Source organism: Burkholderia pyrrocinia (genome assembly GCF_022809715.1).
Classification (GTDB): Bacteria; Pseudomonadota; Gammaproteobacteria; order Burkholderiales; family Burkholderiaceae; genus Burkholderia; species Burkholderia pyrrocinia_C.
The window spans coordinates 299,441-316,508 of the sequence record NZ_CP094460.1 but is presented as its reverse complement, the minus strand read 5'-3'; the positions used below and the strand labels follow the sequence as shown (position 1 = coordinate 316,508).

18 protein-coding genes are annotated in these 17,068 nt (G+C 67.4%); 4 read left to right on the top strand and 14 right to left on the bottom strand.

Annotated elements, in window-relative coordinates:
• Positions 1 to 4: 4 nt before the first annotated feature.
• From MRS60_RS18295 to MRS60_RS18270, 6 genes are all read right to left on the bottom strand, one after another.
• Positions 5 to 589: a hypothetical protein gene (locus MRS60_RS18295; protein ID WP_243566347.1), complete on the bottom strand. Its 585-nt coding sequence runs from the start codon at positions 587 to 589 to the stop codon at positions 5 to 7.
• A 270-nt stretch (positions 590 to 859) separates the two neighbouring features.
• Positions 860 to 1,225 (bottom strand): response regulator, encoded by a 366-nt coding sequence (locus MRS60_RS18290; RefSeq protein WP_243566346.1) that lies wholly within the window; start codon positions 1,223 to 1,225, stop codon positions 860 to 862.
• Positions 1,226 to 1,261: 36 nt separating this feature from the next.
• Positions 1,262 to 2,221, bottom strand: a complete 960-nt coding sequence (locus tag MRS60_RS18285; RefSeq protein ID WP_243566345.1) for a chemotaxis protein CheX — start codon at positions 2,219 to 2,221, stop codon at positions 1,262 to 1,264.
• A gap of 22 nt (positions 2,222 to 2,243) precedes the next feature.
• On the bottom strand, positions 2,244 to 2,816 hold the full coding sequence (locus tag MRS60_RS18280) for a hypothetical protein (RefSeq protein ID WP_243566343.1): 573 nt from the start codon (positions 2,814 to 2,816) through the stop codon (positions 2,244 to 2,246).
• Complete coding sequence (locus MRS60_RS18275; protein WP_243566851.1) at positions 2,813 to 3,541, bottom strand: methyl-accepting chemotaxis protein; 729 nt, start codon at positions 3,539 to 3,541, stop codon at positions 2,813 to 2,815. The genes MRS60_RS18280 and MRS60_RS18275 overlap by 4 nt, the downstream gene beginning before the upstream one ends.
• 22 nt (positions 3,542 to 3,563) lie before the next feature.
• A complete protein-coding gene (locus tag MRS60_RS18270; RefSeq protein ID WP_243566342.1) occupies positions 3,564 to 5,942 on the bottom strand; it encodes an MCP four helix bundle domain-containing protein in 2,379 nt (792 codons plus the stop codon).
• A gap of 57 nt (positions 5,943 to 5,999) precedes the next feature.
• Here MRS60_RS18270 and MRS60_RS18265 point away from each other — a divergent pair, with 57 nt between their 5' ends.
• Positions 6,000 to 6,227, top strand: coding sequence for a hypothetical protein (locus tag MRS60_RS18265; protein WP_243566341.1), 228 nt, complete (start codon positions 6,000 to 6,002; stop codon positions 6,225 to 6,227).
• A gap of 259 nt (positions 6,228 to 6,486) precedes the next feature.
• On the top strand, positions 6,487 to 7,170 hold the full coding sequence (locus MRS60_RS18260) for an alpha/beta hydrolase (RefSeq protein ID WP_131946184.1): 684 nt from the start codon (positions 6,487 to 6,489) through the stop codon (positions 7,168 to 7,170).
• Between the two features lie 52 nt (positions 7,171 to 7,222).
• Here the strand turns inward: MRS60_RS18260 and MRS60_RS18255 are convergent, their stop codons facing one another.
• Complete coding sequence (locus tag MRS60_RS18255) at positions 7,223 to 8,728, bottom strand: amino acid permease (RefSeq protein ID WP_243566340.1); 1,506 nt, start codon at positions 8,726 to 8,728, stop codon at positions 7,223 to 7,225.
• A gap of 103 nt (positions 8,729 to 8,831) precedes the next feature.
• On the bottom strand, positions 8,832 to 10,238 hold the full coding sequence (gene aspA / locus MRS60_RS18250) for an aspartate ammonia-lyase (protein WP_034179844.1): 1,407 nt from the start codon (positions 10,236 to 10,238) through the stop codon (positions 8,832 to 8,834).
• Positions 10,239 to 10,380: 142 nt separating this feature from the next.
• Here aspA and MRS60_RS18245 point away from each other — a divergent pair, with 142 nt between their 5' ends.
• Positions 10,381 to 11,355, top strand: a complete 975-nt coding sequence (locus MRS60_RS18245) for a LysR family transcriptional regulator (RefSeq protein ID WP_034179845.1) — start codon at positions 10,381 to 10,383, stop codon at positions 11,353 to 11,355.
• 106 nt (positions 11,356 to 11,461) lie between these two features.
• Here the strand turns inward: MRS60_RS18245 and MRS60_RS18240 are convergent, their stop codons facing one another.
• From MRS60_RS18240 to MRS60_RS18220, 5 genes are all read right to left on the bottom strand, one after another.
• Positions 11,462 to 12,526 carry an asparaginase gene (locus MRS60_RS18240; RefSeq protein ID WP_034179846.1) on the bottom strand — a complete coding sequence of 355 codons (1,065 nt, stop codon included), beginning with the start codon at positions 12,524 to 12,526 and terminating at the stop codon, positions 11,462 to 11,464.
• 291 nt (positions 12,527 to 12,817) lie between these two features.
• Positions 12,818 to 13,141: a hypothetical protein gene (locus tag MRS60_RS18235; protein WP_034179847.1), complete on the bottom strand. Its 324-nt coding sequence runs from the start codon at positions 13,139 to 13,141 to the stop codon at positions 12,818 to 12,820.
• Between the two features lie 119 nt (positions 13,142 to 13,260).
• A complete protein-coding gene (locus MRS60_RS18230; RefSeq protein WP_243566339.1) occupies positions 13,261 to 14,283 on the bottom strand; it encodes a DUF2891 domain-containing protein in 1,023 nt (340 codons plus the stop codon).
• Between the two features lie 19 nt (positions 14,284 to 14,302).
• Complete coding sequence (locus MRS60_RS18225) at positions 14,303 to 15,253, bottom strand: DUF979 domain-containing protein (RefSeq protein WP_034179848.1); 951 nt, start codon at positions 15,251 to 15,253, stop codon at positions 14,303 to 14,305.
• Positions 15,250 to 15,939, bottom strand: coding sequence for a DUF969 domain-containing protein (locus MRS60_RS18220; protein WP_034179849.1), 690 nt, complete (start codon positions 15,937 to 15,939; stop codon positions 15,250 to 15,252). Before MRS60_RS18220 ends, MRS60_RS18225 begins: the two co-directional genes overlap by 4 nt.
• A gap of 344 nt (positions 15,940 to 16,283) precedes the next feature.
• Between MRS60_RS18220 and MRS60_RS18215 the strand changes: the two genes are divergently transcribed.
• Complete coding sequence (locus MRS60_RS18215; protein ID WP_034179850.1) at positions 16,284 to 16,508, top strand: hypothetical protein; 225 nt, start codon at positions 16,284 to 16,286, stop codon at positions 16,506 to 16,508.
• A 49-nt stretch (positions 16,509 to 16,557) separates the two neighbouring features.
• Here the strand turns inward: MRS60_RS18215 and MRS60_RS18210 are convergent, their stop codons facing one another.
• Positions 16,558 to 16,986: a hypothetical protein gene (locus MRS60_RS18210; protein ID WP_105392143.1), complete on the bottom strand. Its 429-nt coding sequence runs from the start codon at positions 16,984 to 16,986 to the stop codon at positions 16,558 to 16,560.
• Positions 16,987 to 17,068 lie beyond the last annotated feature (82 nt).

Sequence of the window (17,068 nt, the reverse complement as noted above, 5' to 3'; positions counted from 1 at the left end):
AGCCCTACGGGCGTGACTGATGGAACGACACGTCGATCTTCGACGGTGTCTTGCAACGGTACATCACGCCGTGCCCCGCTTCGTCGGTCACACCTTCGTACGGGCCGTTGCAGCCCGTGACCTTGTAAGCCGCGAACGGGATGCGCTGGCCGTCCGTCGGCCGGACCAGCACCGGAATACGCGCGGTCGGGCCAATGCCGATCATGCTGACGAGCACCATGCGCGAAGCATCGATCGGCGCGGCGGAGCGCACATACGCCGTGCGCCCCTTCTCGTCGGTCGTGCCTTCGACTTCGAGCTCCTTGGTGTTCCGGGCCGCGCTCGTGTAAAGCGCAAATGCATAGCGCGTATTCGGCAGCACCCGTTTCGTCGCGGGATCGTGCAGCACGAAATAGCACCCGTTGGCTCCCCCTCCGGCCGACACCTGCCCGTCGGCTTGCGTGCGATTGCACGTGTACGACGAACCGCTGTCGGCGGCGGCCTGCTGTCCGGCCTGCTGCCCGGTGCTTGCGCATCCGCCCGTCAGCGCGGCCACCAGCGCCACGCATGCGCCTCGCGCGGGCGCTGCCTGACCGATTTTGATTTTCATTGGAATCCCGTTCCCGACTGTTATGGATGCCGGGCGTGATGCGCATGACGCGCAGGCACGCCGCCCTCGGCATCCGGCAGGATACGGATATCGCAGTGCGCTGTAAATTGCGCGCGCCATTCGCCGCTATCAGGCACTACCCGCCGCTCGCGACGCGCGCGATCGTCTCCGCAGCCAGATGTGCGCGGCGGCGCGCCGTGGCGGCCGCGCAACCCGAGCCGCAGCGTCGAACGCGGAACCGGTATCGGGCCCGCTCCAGCCCGATGCGCGTCAGCCCGCGAGCTTCTTCAGCGCGTCGAGCACCGCGTCGCCCTTGAACGGCTTCACGATCCAGCCCTTCACGCCGGCCGCCTTGCCGCGCTCCTTCATCGCCGGGCTGCTTTCGGTCGTCAGCATCACGATGTTGACGGCCGTGTTCGCCAGTTCGCCGCGGATTTTCTCGACCATCGTCAGGCCATCCATGTTCGGCATGTTCACGTCGCTGATCACGAGGCGCACGCCGGGCGTCGCCTTGAGCTTCGCGAGCCCGTCCTTGCCGTCGACGGCCGTCGCGACGTCGAGCCCGTGATTGCGCAGGAAGCCCGCGACCTCGTCGCGCACCGTGCCCGAATCGTCGACCACCAGAATCTTTGCCATGTCGTATTCCCCTTCCTTTCTTTCGGACTTCAAAATTCAAAACAGTTCGAGTTCACCCGATTCGACCATCGGCCCCACGTCCTGCATCGATTCGCGGAAATCCTCCGGCGACCAGCTCAGGCTGAACACGAAACGCTGGTCGAGACAGACGAAGCGCCCCGATGCCGGATCGGTCATCCGGTACTTGAAGCAGAGCTGCGGACAGTCGCCGCCGAACGAAATGAACTTCTGCTTGTGATTGACGACGAGCGGCACCTGCACCGGATGGCGCGCGAGCGCCTCGGCATCGCCGAGATAGCGGTTCTTGAACGCGCCCCATACGAGGTTGGTCAGCTCGCCGAGCACGCTGTTCACGTCGCGGAAATCCGGCGCGCGGCCGTCGCCACGCGTGCCGCCGATCATGTCGAGCAGCGGCTGCTCGCTCGTCTGCAGCAGCATGTAGCCGCGGCACCACGCGCTTTCGAGCGCGATCAGGCTGAACACCTCGCCGAAGATGATCTGGTCGCGGACGATGCACGGCGTCTCGTGCTCGATCGTCATGCCCGGGAACAGGCTGTCGATGCGCGCCTCGGTGATCTCCGAGATACCGCGCACGAGCGCGTTCGGATAGTCGCGGCCGAACAGGTATTCGTCGATCGCGCGCTTGAGCGGCGTCATGTCGTCCGCGGCGTAGGCCGCGCATGCCACCCGCGCGAGCGCGTCGGGCAGCCCGTCGCGCGAAGCGAGCGATTCGCGGCGCAGGATGATCGGCAGCTCGGGCCGCAGCGCGTCGATCTGCGTCGCGATGATCGCGCTCTCGACCGGCGAGCCGCCGTAATCCTCGGCGAGCAGGATCGCGCCGAGATCGATGTTCGAGCGCAGCACCTTCAGCAGCCGGCTGCGCCGCACGGTCAGGCCGACCAGGTTGTGCTCGTCGCAGAAACGCTTGATCGCATCGGCGTGCGTGCGGCTGTCGTCGAGCACGAGCACCTTGCTGACGGGTTGGTCTTCGGTCATCTCAAGGGATCCTCATGGTCGATCAGAACAGTTCGAGCTCGCCGCCGGTATCTACCGCGGCCGTTTCCGGCACATGGAAATCGACCGGTGCGTTCGCGCACACGCACAGCGTCGCGCCGACCCGCACGTCGCCGTCGAGCGTCAGGTCGTAGGCGCCCACGTAATCGGGTGCGAGCGCGGGCAGCCAGTCGATGCTCGCGCCGCTCAGCAGGGAAGGCGTCGACATCCCGAGATCGGGAAACGACACGGTCAGCGCCTGGTTGATCGCACCGCAGCACAGGTTCGCGACTTCCATGAATGCTTCGGGCAGCGGCCGCTGGCCGCTCGTGCCCGCCGTCGCGCCGGCAAAATGGCCGCGCGTCGCATCGTCGTCGCTGAAGCGCAGCGCGAGCAGCAGGCGGAAATGCAGCGCCGATATCGTCAGTACCACGACGTACTCGGGCACCTTCGGTTTCGATCGCGAAGTCGCGCGCGCGGAATCGGGCGCATCGCCGGCCGACGGCCGGATGTCGCACGCGCCGCCGGACGCGAGCCGCGTGCGCGCCGCGTCGAAAAAGATCCGCTCGAAGCCGGCTCTCGCCTGCGCGCTGATCACGCCGCCGCTCCTTCGATCCGCGCGTGCAGCTGCCCGGCCAGCGTCTCGACGGTCGCGAGCGCGGCCGTGATCATCTTGCCGCCGGCCTGGATGTCCTGGAACGTCGCGGCCGTCACGAGATCGTTGCGGTTCAGGCTGTCGCGATAGCTGTTCGACAGCTGCTGCGAGCGTGCGGCCAGCCCGCGCACCTCGCTTGCGACGATCGAGAAGCCGCGCCCGGCCGTGCCGGCGCGCGCGGCCTCGATCGACGCGTTCAGCGACACGATCGACACGTGCGCGACGATCGCCGACAGCTCCTGGTTCTTCGCGCGCATGTCCTGGTTCTGCGTGGTCAGCGAGATCATCTGCTCGTGCCAGCGCTCGAACGTGCCGGCGAGCCCGCGCAGGCGCGCGGCTTCGTCGGCGATCTTCATCGCATGCTGCGCGAGCGCGGCGCGGTCGGCCGACAGCGCCTGCAGCGCGTCGCGCTGCGTACCGGCCGCGGATGCCTCGCGCGCCAGCGCATCCTCGAGCTGCGCCTCGCGTTGCGCCCATGCGTCGGCGGCCTCGGCATGTGCCGACGCCGCTTCTGCCGCCCTCGCAGTGGCGGCATCGAGCGCGCCGCGCAACGCATGCGCGTCGCGTTCCATCGCCGCGACGAGCCGCTTGCGCGTCACGCGAAACGCGATCGCCGCCGCCACCGCGACGACGAAGCCGCCAGCCAGCGCGGCGGCAATCGGGATCATCCACGCCTGCACGATCACGCCGTCACTCCGCTGCACCGACGTCTGCAATGCGCTCGTGCGCGGCGCCGTGACCGGCACCGTCCGCCGCGAAGCGCGCCGGCAGCGACACGATCGTCTCGAACGCGCGATACGGCGCGCCGACGCGATCGTCGGTGAAGCGCAGCGCGATGTCGCCGCCGTCGCGCTTCAGGAAGTTGCGCACCGCGTCCATGCCGACGCCGCGCCCCGACACCTCGGTTACCGCGTGCGCGGTCGAGAAGCCCGGCCGGAAGATCAGCTCGGCCACATCTTCGTCGGTGAGCGCCGCTTCGTTGCCGGCATCGATCCACCCGCGCTCGCGCGCGATGCCGCGAATCCGGTCGAGCGCGAGGCCGCGGCCATCGTCGCTCAACACGAACCACAACTCGCCGCCGCCGACGCCGACCGCGATGTCGATCGTGCCGGACGCCGCCTTGCCGGCCGCGCGGCGCTCTTCGGACGATTCGATCCCGTGGTCGATCGAATTGCGCAGCAGGTGCATGAACACGTTCTTCAGCGTCGCGCCGATCTCGCTGTGCACGCGATGGCCGTGGCTGTCGATATGCACGACGGGAGCCGGCTTGCCGAGTTCGGCCGCGAGCGACGGCAGCGACTCGATCACGCCGCCGAGCGCATCGCCGATGCCCTGCGTGCCGAGCTGGCTCAGCATGCGGCGCACGGCATCGCGTGCCGCCTGCCAGTCGGCCGCGTTCGTCGGATCGGCGCCGTCGAGCACGCGCAGGCTCTCGCTGATGTGCGCGCGTTCGACCATCAGGTAGTCGGCGCCGCCCTGCGCCGGTTCGCCGCTGCGGCCGAGCGTGACCGCGTTGATCGTCGCGTAGCGTTCGACGGCATCGCGCACGCGCGCCAGATCGTCCATCAGCGCATCGCGGTTCCACTCGGGGCCGCCATCCGCGCGGCGCAGCGATTCGTATGCCTGCTCCGCTTCGTGGACGATGTTCGTCAGGTGCTGCAGGCTGTACGTGCGCGCATTGCCCTTGATCGTGTGCATGTTGCGGAACAGCGCCGCGACGATCGAGTGATCGGCGCGCTCGTGCTGGCGGATCATCCGTTCGTTCTCGCTGAGGAAGCCCTTCGCGCTGTGCACGAAGTCATGGAACTTGTCCTGGCTGATCGACAGGATCTCGCCGATCATCTCGAGGCGGCGCTGCTGCTCGCCGGCCTGCGCGGTCAGCTCGCGAATCTCGGTCACGTCTCGCACGCACAGCATCAGGCGCACGACGGTATCGGTCTCGTCGGTGATCGCCGACCAGCTCAGGTCGAGCCATTTCTCGCGGCCGTCCGGCATCCGCTTCGCGACTTCGTTGACGAGCAGGTGCGCGTTGAATTCGAAGTTCATGCTGTCTTCGCCGAGGCACGCGTGCACGGCCGCATCGACCTGCGAACGCGCGTCGGCGCCGATCGCCGAATCGTCGAACACGAGCGCCATCAGGTCGCGGCCGGCGATGTCGTTCGTCTCGAAGATGGTTTCGAGGTACGCCGAATACTCCGCGTGCACGACGCCGCCTTCGACGACGGTCAGGATCCCCTGCTGCATGTTCTGCAGCATCGCCTGGATGTCCGCCGTCTTCTGCTTGAGCTGCGCGGCGTTCTCCTGGATCTTCTCGATCATCCCGTTGAACGCGACGATCGAATGGCCGATCTCGTCCATCCGGCCCACCGGCACGCGGCGCGTGAAATCCTGGCTCGTCGCGATCTCGCTCATCATCGTCTGCATCCCGATCAGCGGACGCGTGATCTGGCGATACAGCACGAAGCCGAGCGCGGTCAGCAGCACGATCACCGTGCCGGCAACGCCCGCGATCGCGGTTGCCGTCGTCGCGAGCATCCCGTTCAGCGCGCTGATCGCGTCGTCCTTCTGGCGGTTCTTCTCGACGCGCAGCGTGTCGACGATGCTTTCGAGTTCGTCACGATACTGCGCGACGTTCGCGAACAGGTAGGCCTGCGCCATCTCGGCCTTGCCGTCGGTCTTCATCTTGACGGTGTCGTCGATCGCCGCGAAATAGTTCGCGGCGCTGTCCTTCGCCTGCGCGACGAGGCCTTCCTGCGCGCGGCCGACTGCCGATCGCGCCTGCGCGTCGAGCGCGGCGCGCAGCGCGGCCTGCTTCGCCTTCAGCTCGTCGCGCGCCTGCGCGGCGGTATTCGCGTCGGGCGCGTAGACGAGCGTCATCGTCGCGATCTGGATGTTCTTCACATCGGCGACGAGATCGGCCGACGCGAGCGCGCTCGGCACGATGCCCTGGGTGACCTGGCGCACCTCGGACGCGCTCTTGCGCGTCTGGTACACGGCATAGATGCCGATCGCGGACAGCGCGAAGAACGTCAGGACGACTAGCAGCGTAATGCGATGACGGATGGTCATGAGTACAGCTCCCCGCAGCGATCCGGCTTCGACCGCCCATTTGTCTAATGAAAGAATATGAGCGCCGAATTATCGGGGATGGTGCATGACTGTCCGATGACCGTTAATCAATCGATCATTGAGGAAATTGGAATGATTAATTGCAGCGGGAAAAAGCTAAAGTTTTTCGCGGGTTTGCCGTTAACCTCCGGGCTTCAGCGCCCATGCGGCTGCTGGCTTTTCCGAATCGACGGAGTAGCGGATATTCATTGTTTTATTCGCATTCCGGCAATTCAAAATTATTGAATATCGGCAAGACGTTTGCGCATTATCGATTAACCGGTTTGTTTCGGCGTCTTTATATAATCGATGCGTCGTTCGCGCACGAGAAATCAGGAACGCTTGGTTCAGCCGAGCCTCCCGGCCCCGCCGCGATCACCGCGTCGCGAATACTCGCGCGACCGGATTCATTCCTCGCAGGAAATAATCAATCGCCACCCGGCGATTCACCTCCCCGTCCGCACGCTCTAGACTGTCGCATCGTTCCCCTTTCCGGACCCACGCGATGACCGACGCCCTGCCGCTGACCACCGATCCCGATTCGGGCCTCCAGTACCGGCTGCGCCCGGCTGCCGGCCGCCCCGCCGCCCGCCTGTTGCTGCTGCATGGCGTCGGCGGCAACGAGACCAACCTGCTGAACGTGGCCGATGTGATCGATCCGCGCATCGAGATCGCGTTCGTACGCGGCCCGCTGACCTTCGGGCCCAATCAGCACGCGTGGTTTCCGGTGCGCTTCGGCCCGAACGGCCCCGAAATCGATGCGGCCCGCGCGGACGCCAGCCGCCTCCAGTTGATCACGCTGCTGCATGCGTTCCGCGCGCGGGACGGCGCGGGCTCCGCGCTGCCGGCCGTGATCGCCGGCTTCAGCCAGGGCGGCATCATGAGCGCGAGCGTCGGCCTCACGTCGCCGGCCGACGTCGTCGGGTTCGCCGTGCTGTGCGGACGCATCCTGCCGGAAATCGATCCGCTGATCGCGCCGCGCGACGCGCTTCGCCCGTTGCACGCGCTGATCGTGCATGGCCGCTTCGACGACAAGCTGCCCGTCGCATGGGCCGGCACCGCCGATGCGAAGCTCACGGCGCTCGATGTCGCACACGACACGCGGCTGTATGCGGCCGGGCACGAATTGACTCAGGAAATGGCCGCCGATTTCGGCCGATGGGTCGGCGAACGCACCGGATTGAACTGACCGCACCGGGGGCGCCTGCCCGCGAACGGACCGGCGCCCCCGGCGCGTACCGTCACGCGTTCCGCGCAGGATCCGCGACGGCGCGCACGACCGCAGGCGCCGCAACCGCCCGCTCACGCTCGGCACCGCGCTTCGCGAGCTTCCAGCCGATCACCAACGCGAGCACGACAACCGGAATCGTCGCGACGGTCCACGTACCGCCCGGGTAGTCGAACGCCATCAGCACCAGCACGCCGACGAGGAATGCGAGCGTGAGCCACGACGTGAACGGCGCGCCGGGCATCCGGAACGACACGGCCTTCAGCTCGCCGCGATCGACCGCGCGGCGGAACAGGATCTGGCTCATCACGATGAAGCCCCACGTCGTGATGATCCCGAGCGACGCCATGTTCAGCACGATCTCGAACGCCTGGGCCGGCACGATGTAGTTCAGCGGCACGCCGATCGCATTGATCGCGACCGTGATCAGGATCCCGCCGTACGGCACGCCGCGCGCATTCATCCGCGACACGAAGCGCGGCGCCGACCCGCCCATCGCGAGCGAGCGCAGCACGCGCCCGGTCGAATAGAGGCCCGAATTCAGGCTCGACAGCGCGGCGGTCAGCACCACGACGTTCATCACCGTGCCGACGTACGGCACGCCGAGCTTGCCGAAGAACGTGACGAACGGGCTTTCGTGCGCGCTGTATGCGGTCCACGGCAGCAGCAGCGTCAACAGCACGACCGAACCGACGTAGAACAGCGCGATGCGCCACATCACGCCGTTGATGGCCTTCGGCAGCACCTTGCGCGCATCGGCGGTCTCGCCCGCCGCGACGCCGACGAGCTCGATGCTCGCATACGCGAACACGACGCCCTGCACGATCAGCACGGCCGGCAGGATGCCGTGCGGAAAGATCCCGCCGTGATCCGCGACGAGGTGAAGCCCCGGCATCTGGCCGGCGACCGGATGGCCGCTCGCGAGGAACACGGCGCCGACCGCGAGGAACACCGCGAGCGTGCCCACCTTCACGAGCGAGAACCAGAACTCCATCTCGCCGAACACCTTCACGCCGATCATGTTCATCACCGACACGATCCCGAGCGCGCCGAGCGCGAACACCCACTGCGGCACGTCCGTGAACACGGCCCAGTACTTCATGTAGATCGCGACCGCGGTGATGTCGACGATGCCGGTCGTCGCCCAGTTCAGGTAGTACATCCAGCCCGCGACGAACGACGCGCGCTCGCCCATGAACTCCCGCGCATACGACACGAAGCTGCCGCTGGTCGGCCGGTGCATCACGAGCTCGCCGAGCGCGCGCATGATCAGGAACGCGAACACGCCGCAGACGAGATACACGAGCGCCAGTGCGGGCCCCGCGCTTTGCAGGCGCCCGCCCGCGCCGAGAAAGAGGCCGGTGCCGATCGCACCGCCCATCGCGATCATCTGCACGTGCCGCGGCTTCAAATGCTTCGCATAACCGGCTTCGTGCGACGCGAACATCGCGTCGGGATCGGCATGACGGGAATCCGCGCCGCCGGCCGTATCGGCCGGCCGCTCGCTGGTGTGTTTCATGTTGAGTCTCCGTGTATTGATGTGTCGCGCCCCGCTCCGGGGCGCTTTTTGAACGGCCGCGCGCGGGCCGCCGGCGGCACGCGCCGGCGCCGCGCGGCCGGTGTCAAAGCACGCGCGGCCGGATCAGTGCTTCGGGCTGCAGCGCGTCGTCCAGTTGCGCATCGGTCATCAGTTCGCGCTCCAGCACGACCTCGCGGATCGACTTGCCGGTCGCGTGCGCTTCGGCGGCCACGGCGGTCGCGCGCTTGTAGCCGATGTACGGGTTCAGCGCGGTCGCGAGCGCGACCGAGCGCTCCATCGTTTCGCGCAGCCGCTCGGGATTCGCGGTGATCCCGCTCACGCACCGCTGCTCCAGCGTCGTGCATGCGGCCGTCAGGTGGCTGAAGCTGCGGAACAGCGCGCTGGCAATCACCGGCTCGAATGCGTTGAGCTGAAGCTGTCCGGCCTCGGCGGCGAAGGTCACGGTCAGGTCGTTGCCGAACACCTCGAACGCGACCTGGTTGACGACTTCCGGGATCACCGGATTCACCTTGCCCGGCATGATCGACGAGCCGGCCTGCACGGGCGGCAGGTTGATCTCGCCGAACCCCGCGCGCGGGCCGCTCGACAGCAGCCGCAGGTCGTTGCAGATCTTCGACAGCTTTACGGCGATCCGCTTGAGCACGCCCGAGACCTGCACGAACGCGCCGCAATCCTGCGTCGCCTCGATCAGGTTCGGCGCGGTGCTCAGGTCGAGCCCGGTAATGCGCCGCAGCGCCGCCAGCGCCTTCTCCGCATACTCCGGATGCGCGGTGATCCCGGTGCCGATCGCGGTCGCGCCGAGATTGATCTCGCGGATCAGCCAGCCGGCTTCCTGCAGCCGCGCGATGTCTTCGGTCAGCATCACCGCGTACGTCGAGAATTCCTGGCCGAGCGTCATCGGCACCGCGTCCTGCAACTGCGTACGGCCGAGCTTCAGCAGGCCCGCGAACGCGTCGGCCCGCTCCGCGAACGCATCGCGCAGCCGCGCCATCGCCTCGAGCAGGTGTTCGACCGCGAAGCACGTCGCGATCCGGATCGCGGTCGGATAGACGTCGTTGGTGCTCTGCGCGAGATTGACGTGCTCGTTCGGATGCAGGTATTCGTACTGCCCGCGCGCGTGCCCCATGATTTCGAGTGCGCGGTTGCAGATCACCTCGTTCGCGTTCATGTTGGTCGACGTGCCGGCCCCGCCCTGGATGACGTCGACGACGAACTGGTCGTGCAGGCGCCCTTCGCGGATCTCGACGCACGCGGCGGCGATCGCATCGCGATACGGCTGCGGCAGCAGCCCGAGTTCGCAGTTGGCGTCGGCCGCGGCTTCCTTCACGGCCGCGAGCGCCATCACGAAGTACGGCAGCGTCGCGATACTGCGGCCGGAAATGTCGAAATTCTCTTTCGCGCGCAGCGTATGAACGCCGTAGTAGGCCGCATCCGGAATGCTTCGTTTACCTAAAAGATCCGCTTCGACGCGGAAGCCGTTTTCTGCCATCGTGCCCCTCCTGGGTGTCTCGTGCCGCTCGTCGTGCGCCGCTTCCCGACGCGACGGGTTCGCATTCTATGCCTTTGCAAAAACAAGCTCGCCTCTGTATTATCGAAAGCGGTTTTGCGTGGAATGCAACAACGAGAATCGAATGAAGAAAGGCATGAGAGAGACAGGCATCGATCACCTCGGCGCGATGCGCGCGTTCGTGAGAGTGGTCGAAACGGGAAGTTTTTCGGCGGTCGCGAAGGAGATGCACGTGTCGACGTCGACCGTCGCGCGCAAGGTGACGGCAATCGAGGAGGCGCTCGGCGTCGCGCTGCTGCACCGTTCGACGCACAGCGTGACGCTGACCGAGGCCGGCCACATCTACCTGGAGCGCGCCGTCACGCTGATCGCCGATCTCGACGACACGCTGCGTGTGGTCGCCGAGCTGAATGCGCAGCCGAGCGGCCCGCTGAAACTCACCGCGCCGGTCGCGTTCGGCCGCCGTCACCTCGCGCCGCTGATCGCGCCGTTTCTCGCGCGCTACCCGACGATCCAGCTCGACGTGCGGCTCACCGACAACCACAACGACCTCGTGGCCGGCGGCTTCGATCTCGACATTCATGAGGGCGAGAACTACCTGGACAACCTGGTCGTCCACCGGCTGTCGCGCAACGACAGCATCCTGTGCGCAGCGCCCGGCTATCTCGATCGCTGCGGGCGCCCGTCGGCGCCGGACGACCTGAAGCACCACAACTGCCTGCGCTACGTGCACCCGGAAGGCGATCCACGCTGGGATTTCGTGCACGGCGACGTGCGGCACAGCGTGCTGCCGGCCGGCAATCTCGTCACCGACCATTCGGAGCTGCTGCTCGAAGCGACCTGCGCGGGGCTCGGCATCGCGGAGTTCGAGATCTGGCTGGTGCGCGACCTGCTCGCGAGCGGGCAACTCGAAGCCGTGCTGCCGCGCTACCGGCTGCAGAACCGGCTGACCGGCGAATTCATCTACATCGCGTATCTGGCGAACCGGCGCAGCTCGGCGAAGCTGCGCGTGCTGAAGGACTTTCTCGCGGAACATCTCGCGCAGATCGGCGAGCTGTCGGACGTCGAGCTGGCGAAGATTCGCGGCGCTCGCGCGTAGCGCGCGCGTTGGCGTTCGCGTTCGCGTTCGTGCCGATCAGCTAGCGGGCGGACGCCGATGCGCGCAGCCCGGTTCGCGGGCGGCGGCATCGGCGCGGCGGCACCGCTCAGGCAGGCTGCAGTTCGAACGGGAACGTGGCGTGCCCGATCTCGACGCCCTGCGTATTGAGCATCCTCGGCCGGTGGAAGCCGGCCAGTTGCGCGCGCTGCACGAACGTACCGATCTGCAGCCGATCGAGAATCTCGCTGACGACCATGTACAACACGTCGAGATTGCCGTCCTCGATCTTCACCGAGATGCCGAGCGCACCGTCGGCGCCGAGCCGCCGCGTGTTCTCCGAGGCACGCACGCCGATCCCGTAGCACGCATCGGCGCCGAGCTTGCCGACCACCTGCCCGTCGAACGCGTTCATCAGCACCGTGCAATAGCGCCCGTCACCGGCGACCAGTTCCGGATGCGCCGTCATCGCACGATGAATGCGCGCCAGCGCGCGAACGCGATCGCTGATCTCGCCGCCGCCCGCCTCCACCTTGTCCGCGCCGTCGGCCAGCGATGCGTAGAGACGCGCCAGCCGATCCAGCGAGAACGCCGGCGTCGGCAGGTTGCATCCATCGATCGCCCAGTCGACTTCGTCGTCGCGCAAGCCGCACGCGTCAGCCACGACATGCTTCACGCGCACCTGCATCGGATGGTCGGGCAGATGGTAATCGGCCATCGCGGCGCCGATCGCCTGCGCGCCGGCCAGCATCCCGACGTGCTTGCCCGAACAGTTGCTGCAGACGCCGGTCGGCGTGTAGTCGCGCTTGATCCACGACCGGTACACCGCGTCGGACAACGGCGGATGGCCGCCGCAACGCAAATCCGATTCGTGCGCGGCGACCTTGGCGAGCATCGCCCGCGTGCGTTCGATGTGCCGGTCCTCGCTGCTGTGCGACGCACACATCAGCGCGATGTCCGCGTCGTCGAAGCCGAAGCGCTCGGGCGCGCCCGTCTCGATCACCGACAGCGCCTGGGCCGGCTTGGCCGCCGAGCGCGCCAGCGTCATCCGGAACGGATCGCCGAACCGGGCCAGCAACCTGCCGCTTGCATCCACCACCGCCACATGGGCGACGTGCGTGTTCTCGATCGCATTGCCGCGGTACGTGACGACCGCTGCGCGTTGGATGTCCATCGTGTCCTGTCTCCTCCTTGCTCGGGCCTGGTTGCCGGGGCCCGTCCAACCGGTACGGAAGTGTATCGAGTCGCCGCCGCCGCGCGCCGGCCGGGCAATGGAAAGCGGTGTTGCATGCCACGCAAAGGCAGCCTCGTTGCGACCAAACCTGACCGATTCAGCACAAAACCATTCAAATTCATTTCTGTTGCGCACACCATTCCGGGACGCACGCCGCCCCCGACGGCGCAGACATACGCGCGAACCTGCCGGCGTGCCGCCAGGATGATGCAGCCGCACACGTCCGCACGTTCACGCGAGGTGGTAGCGCAGCCAGAAGGTTTCGCGGCATGCGTTGTCGAACGTCAGCCGCGACGGGCTGATCGGCTGCGCATCGGGATGGCGGAGCACGTCGTAGTCGATCCAGCATTCGGCGCACAGCAGGTCGGACGGCGCTCGGTCCTGCTCGACCGAGCGGCGCACGATCGCGCCGTTGTCGAAGCGATATTCGGTTTCGTCGCGCGTGACCTCGACATCGTCGTCGGTCCAGCGGTCGTGCGACGTCGCATGCGACACGATCGACACGGGGCCGGCGAGCCCGTGGATCGCGGCGACGTAGGAAATGAGCTTGTGCATGGCGAAGAGGCGAACTGGCGGATGGCCGCTTCGCGCGATGAATGCGGCGCGAAGCGGACCGAGCGGCGAGTATAGCCGCGCGCCGATGACCTTGCCGCCGGCGGGGTTTCGCTCGCGCGCTACGCTTCCAGCGCAAGCAACGCGAACGTCGCGAGCCAGTGCTCGCCCATGTAGTCGCCGGCCACGTGCGCGAGCGCGCTCGCGAGATGCCGGCCGGCCGCGTCGAGCAGCTTCGCGCGCCGCGCGTCGCCTTCCCGCAGCGCGCCGGCAAGCGCACGCTGGCACCACGCGCGGCTCAGGTTCAGCCCGTCGAGGTGCGCGATCTTGCCGTCGCTGCGGTCGCTGACCGTCGCAGGCTCGAACAGCGTCGCCGGCTCGCCGTGCGCGAGATCCGGCAAGAAGCGCGCGAACCAGCCGTCGAATTCGGCCGCCGGCAGCACGCGCCGCATCAGCTCGGCCTCCATCAGCGCGGGCGACAGGAATTCGTCGCCCGACGGCTCCCACGCCTGGCACGCGACGTCGTTCAGGTGCCAGCGCTTCGCGGTGTCGACGATCAGCGCCGCGAGCCCGTCGCGCTGCGTGTCGCGCGCGAAGTCGAGCGTGAGCGCCAGCGCGAACGCGGTGTTGAAGTGCGTGCCGACGCGCAGCGGATAGGTCGCTTTCGGCAGGAAGGTCTCGAAGCGCGACACGAACAGGTCGGTGAGCGGCGCCATCGTTTTCGCCCAGCGCGCGGCCTGCGGCAGCACGCCCTTCAGCGCGAGCCGCTCGAGTTGCGCGGACAGCGCGAGCAGCCACGCCCAGCCGTACGGCCGCTCGAAGCCGCTGTTGTGCGGCAGCGCGAGATACGCGCGCTCGCCGGCGACGTTCGCGTCGGTGAAGTGCGCGTCGACGATCGCGACGATGCGCTCGGCCTCCGGCAGCGCCGGATAGCGTTCGAGCACGCGCAGCACGAGCCAGTAGCCGTGCACGCACGAGTGCCAGTCGTAGCTGCCGTAGAAGATCGGATGCAGCGCACGCGGCCCCTGCACGTCGTGCGGGCCTTCGAGCGAATGCGTGAGCTTGTTCGGATATTCGCGGGTCAGGTGCGCGAGCGCGAGCGACGCGAATTTCGACGCGAGTTCGGGCGTGAGTCGATCGGTCATGAGGATCTCGTCCATCGAGTCAGAAGCGGAATACGAATGCGTACATCAGCAGCGTGTTCACGGCCAGCAGCAGCACGGCCGTCGGCCATTGCGCCTTGATCACGCCGTTCTTGTCCTTCAGTTCGAGCAGCGCCGCCGGCACGATGTTGAAGTTCGCGGCCATCGGCGTCATCAGCGTACCGCAGAAGCCGCTCAGCATCCCGATCGCGCCGACGATCGCCGGGTTGCCGTGGAACTGGTGGACGATCAGCGGCAGGCCGATGCCGGCCGTCATCACCGGGAAAGCGGCGAAGCCGTTGCCCATGATCATCGTGAACAGCGCCATGCCGACCGTGTAGGCCGCGACGACCGCGAACGGCGAATCGATCGGCACCCAGTCCTTCACGAGCCCCGACACCACGCCGCCGACACCGGCGACCGCGAACAGCGCGCCGAGCGCCGCGAGCATCTGCGGCAGGATCGCGGCCCAGCCGACCGCGTCCATCGTGTGGCGCGCTTCCTTCAGCGCATGCACGGGCGAATCGCGCAGCGTCGCGAGCGCGACGACGAACGCGACGATCGTGCCGAGCACGAGCGAGATCAGCGTCACGCTCTTCGGGTCGACGAACGGCACGCGCTTCAGTGCGAACGTGCCGATCAGCGTGACCACCGGAATCAGCAGCGCGGGCAGGAACAGCCGGTTGCCGAAGCGCTGCGCGAGGGTTTCGCGCCGCACGGCCGCCGCTTCGCCGGCTTCGACCGACTTGCCGCGCCCGAGCTTGCCCGAGCCGGCGATCACCGCGAGCCCGATCGCGAGGCAGCCCGTCACGAAATGCGGCAGCAGCGCGCCGAACAGGAACGTGACCGCATAGATCGCCCAGAACGCGAAATTGACGACGCGCCGCGGGTTGGTGCGGTCCGTCAGGTTGAAGCATGCAAACGCGGCGAACATCAGCCCCGCGAGCGTGTACAGCGATTCGAGGCCGATCATCGCGCGCCCTCCTGCGCCAGCAAGCCGCAGCCGCGCGCGAGCCGGCGGTCGAGCAGCGCGAGGCGCGTGCAGTGGATCAGCAGCGCGGCGATCGCGGTCGGGATCGCCCATACCGACAGGTGCAACGGCTCGACGACGATCCCGTTCTGTTCGAGAAAGCCCTTGATCAGCAGGATCGACTGGATCGCGATGAAGATGTCCTCGCCGAAGAACACGGCGATGTTGTCGACGCCCGACGCATGCGCGCGGATCTGCTGGCGCACCGACTCGGGCAGTTCGCCGTGCCGGTCGACGGCGGCGGCCTCGGCCATCGGCGCGATCAGCGGCCGCACCATCTGCGCATGGCCGCCGAGCGACGTGAGGCCGAGCGCGGCCGTCGCCTGGCGCAGCACGAAGTACAGCATCAGCACGCGGCCCGTGGTCGCCGCCTGCACGCGCGAGATCATCCGCTTCGCCTGCTCCTTGAGCCCGTTGCGCTCGAGCAGCGCGATCACCGGCAGCGTCAGCCAGATGAGGCCCATGTAGCGGTTTTCGGTGAACGCCTTGCCGAACGCGCTGACGATGTCGACGAGATTCAGCCCGCCCGCCAGCCCCGTCGCGAGCCCCGCGATCGTGACCACCAGCAGCGCATTGAAGCGCAGCGCGAAACCGATCACGACGATCGGCACCCCAATCAGCACCAGCATTGCTCCTCCTTGTGTTGGACGCGCGGCGCCTGTGCAGCGGCCGCCTGCCCGGTTTGGACCGGGCTCTGACCGCGAAATCTAACACGAGACTTTATCGATAAAAAGTCGACGATTTGCCGGTTCGGGTAAACGTTGAAGCATGCGGACACCGTGCACGGGCCATGTGTCGGCAGTGTTTCATCAGAGGAATACATCGCCGGTCGGGCGGCGCGGCCGCACGCGTTGCGGCATGCGCTTCCTCGCATTCGCGCGGCCGGCGGCCGCCGGCACGGGCCGCCGCGCGTGGCGGAGCCCCGGTGCGCCGACTAAACTGGAAAGCATCTGCAACGTACGGGAGAGCCGCCATGATTGACGTATTCCAGACCATCGGCAGCCGCGCGTTCTCCGCTCATCTGGCGAAGGACGGGATGGTCACGCTGATGGAACAGCGCCATGAAGTCGACCGCGTGACGCTCGCGACCGCCTATGCCGCACTCGTCGAGGAGGCCGAGCAGGAATCCGACCTGCTCGACGCGACGGTCGAAGGGATGATGCGCGCGCTGATCCAGGGGTACGCGCGCAGCCATTGACGGCGCGGCCGCGCATCCGGTGCGCGGCCGGGTGCCCGGTGGCGTGCCGCTATGCGGCCGGCGTGCCGGCGCCCGCGCCGAACCAGCGGCCCGCGCGCATTTGCCCGTAGTCGGCCTGCGTGAAGATCCTCAACAGGTTCGATACGGCGCCGTTGCTGTCGCGGTCGAGCTGTGTCAGGAACGCTTCGACCTCGTCGCGGCCGGCAAACAGGATCGTGCTGAAGTAGCGTTCGCGCTCGGCGTCGGACAGGTTCGTCGCGCGCAACTGGTACGGATGATGAAGCGCCGCGAACAGGAAGTAGTAGCGCTCGGCGTCGTCGCACAGCACGCGCACCGCATCGGGCTCGACCGGAAACTCGCGGTAGAACGACGCGTGCCCGCTCTCGATGTCGATCCGGTACAGCAACCGGCCGTCGCGTTCGATCACGACCGGCGCGTATGGGTCGCGGCTGACGAGCGTGGTGTCGGGCGCAGCCATCCGGTTCTCCTCGTTCCTGTTGTCGAAGCCGGCACGGTAACATGCGTGCTTCGGCGGCCTGCCATGCCGAGATCGCATGGCC

What these genes read in the sequence shown, in the direction of transcription:
- MRS60_RS18265 (WP_243566341.1), top strand. Translation starts at nt 6,000, where the DNA reads ATGAGCGCCGAATTATCGGGGATGGTGCATGACTGTCCGATGACCGTT.
- MRS60_RS18215 (WP_034179850.1), top strand. Translation starts at nt 16,284, where the DNA reads ATGATTGACGTATTCCAGACCATCGGCAGCCGCGCGTTCTCCGCTCAT.
- MRS60_RS18210 (WP_105392143.1), bottom strand. Translation starts at nt 16,986, where the DNA reads ATGGCTGCGCCCGACACCACGCTCGTCAGCCGCGACCCATACGCGCCG.
- MRS60_RS18255 (WP_243566340.1), bottom strand. Translation starts at nt 8,728, where the DNA reads ATGAAACACACCAGCGAGCGGCCGGCCGATACGGCCGGCGGCGCGGAT.
- MRS60_RS18225 (WP_034179848.1), bottom strand. Translation starts at nt 15,253, where the DNA reads ATGATCGGCCTCGAATCGCTGTACACGCTCGCGGGGCTGATGTTCGCC.
- MRS60_RS18245 (WP_034179845.1), top strand. Translation starts at nt 10,381, where the DNA reads ATGAAGAAAGGCATGAGAGAGACAGGCATCGATCACCTCGGCGCGATG.
- MRS60_RS18275 (WP_243566851.1), bottom strand. Translation starts at nt 3,541, where the DNA reads ATGATCCCGATTGCCGCCGCGCTGGCTGGCGGCTTCGTCGTCGCGGTG.
- MRS60_RS18230 (WP_243566339.1), bottom strand. Translation starts at nt 14,283, where the DNA reads ATGACCGATCGACTCACGCCCGAACTCGCGTCGAAATTCGCGTCGCTC.
- MRS60_RS18260 (WP_131946184.1), top strand. Translation starts at nt 6,487, where the DNA reads ATGACCGACGCCCTGCCGCTGACCACCGATCCCGATTCGGGCCTCCAG.
- MRS60_RS18220 (WP_034179849.1), bottom strand. Translation starts at nt 15,939, where the DNA reads ATGCTGGTGCTGATTGGGGTGCCGATCGTCGTGATCGGTTTCGCGCTG.
- MRS60_RS18270 (WP_243566342.1), bottom strand. Translation starts at nt 5,942, where the DNA reads ATGACCATCCGTCATCGCATTACGCTGCTAGTCGTCCTGACGTTCTTC.
- aspA (WP_034179844.1), bottom strand. Translation starts at nt 10,238, where the DNA reads ATGGCAGAAAACGGCTTCCGCGTCGAAGCGGATCTTTTAGGTAAACGA.
- MRS60_RS18240 (WP_034179846.1), bottom strand. Translation starts at nt 12,526, where the DNA reads ATGGACATCCAACGCGCAGCGGTCGTCACGTACCGCGGCAATGCGATC.
- MRS60_RS18295 (WP_243566347.1), bottom strand. Translation starts at nt 589, where the DNA reads ATGAAAATCAAAATCGGTCAGGCAGCGCCCGCGCGAGGCGCATGCGTG.
- MRS60_RS18235 (WP_034179847.1), bottom strand. Translation starts at nt 13,141, where the DNA reads ATGCACAAGCTCATTTCCTACGTCGCCGCGATCCACGGGCTCGCCGGC.
- MRS60_RS18290 (WP_243566346.1), bottom strand. Translation starts at nt 1,225, where the DNA reads ATGGCAAAGATTCTGGTGGTCGACGATTCGGGCACGGTGCGCGACGAG.
- MRS60_RS18285 (WP_243566345.1), bottom strand. Translation starts at nt 2,221, where the DNA reads ATGACCGAAGACCAACCCGTCAGCAAGGTGCTCGTGCTCGACGACAGC.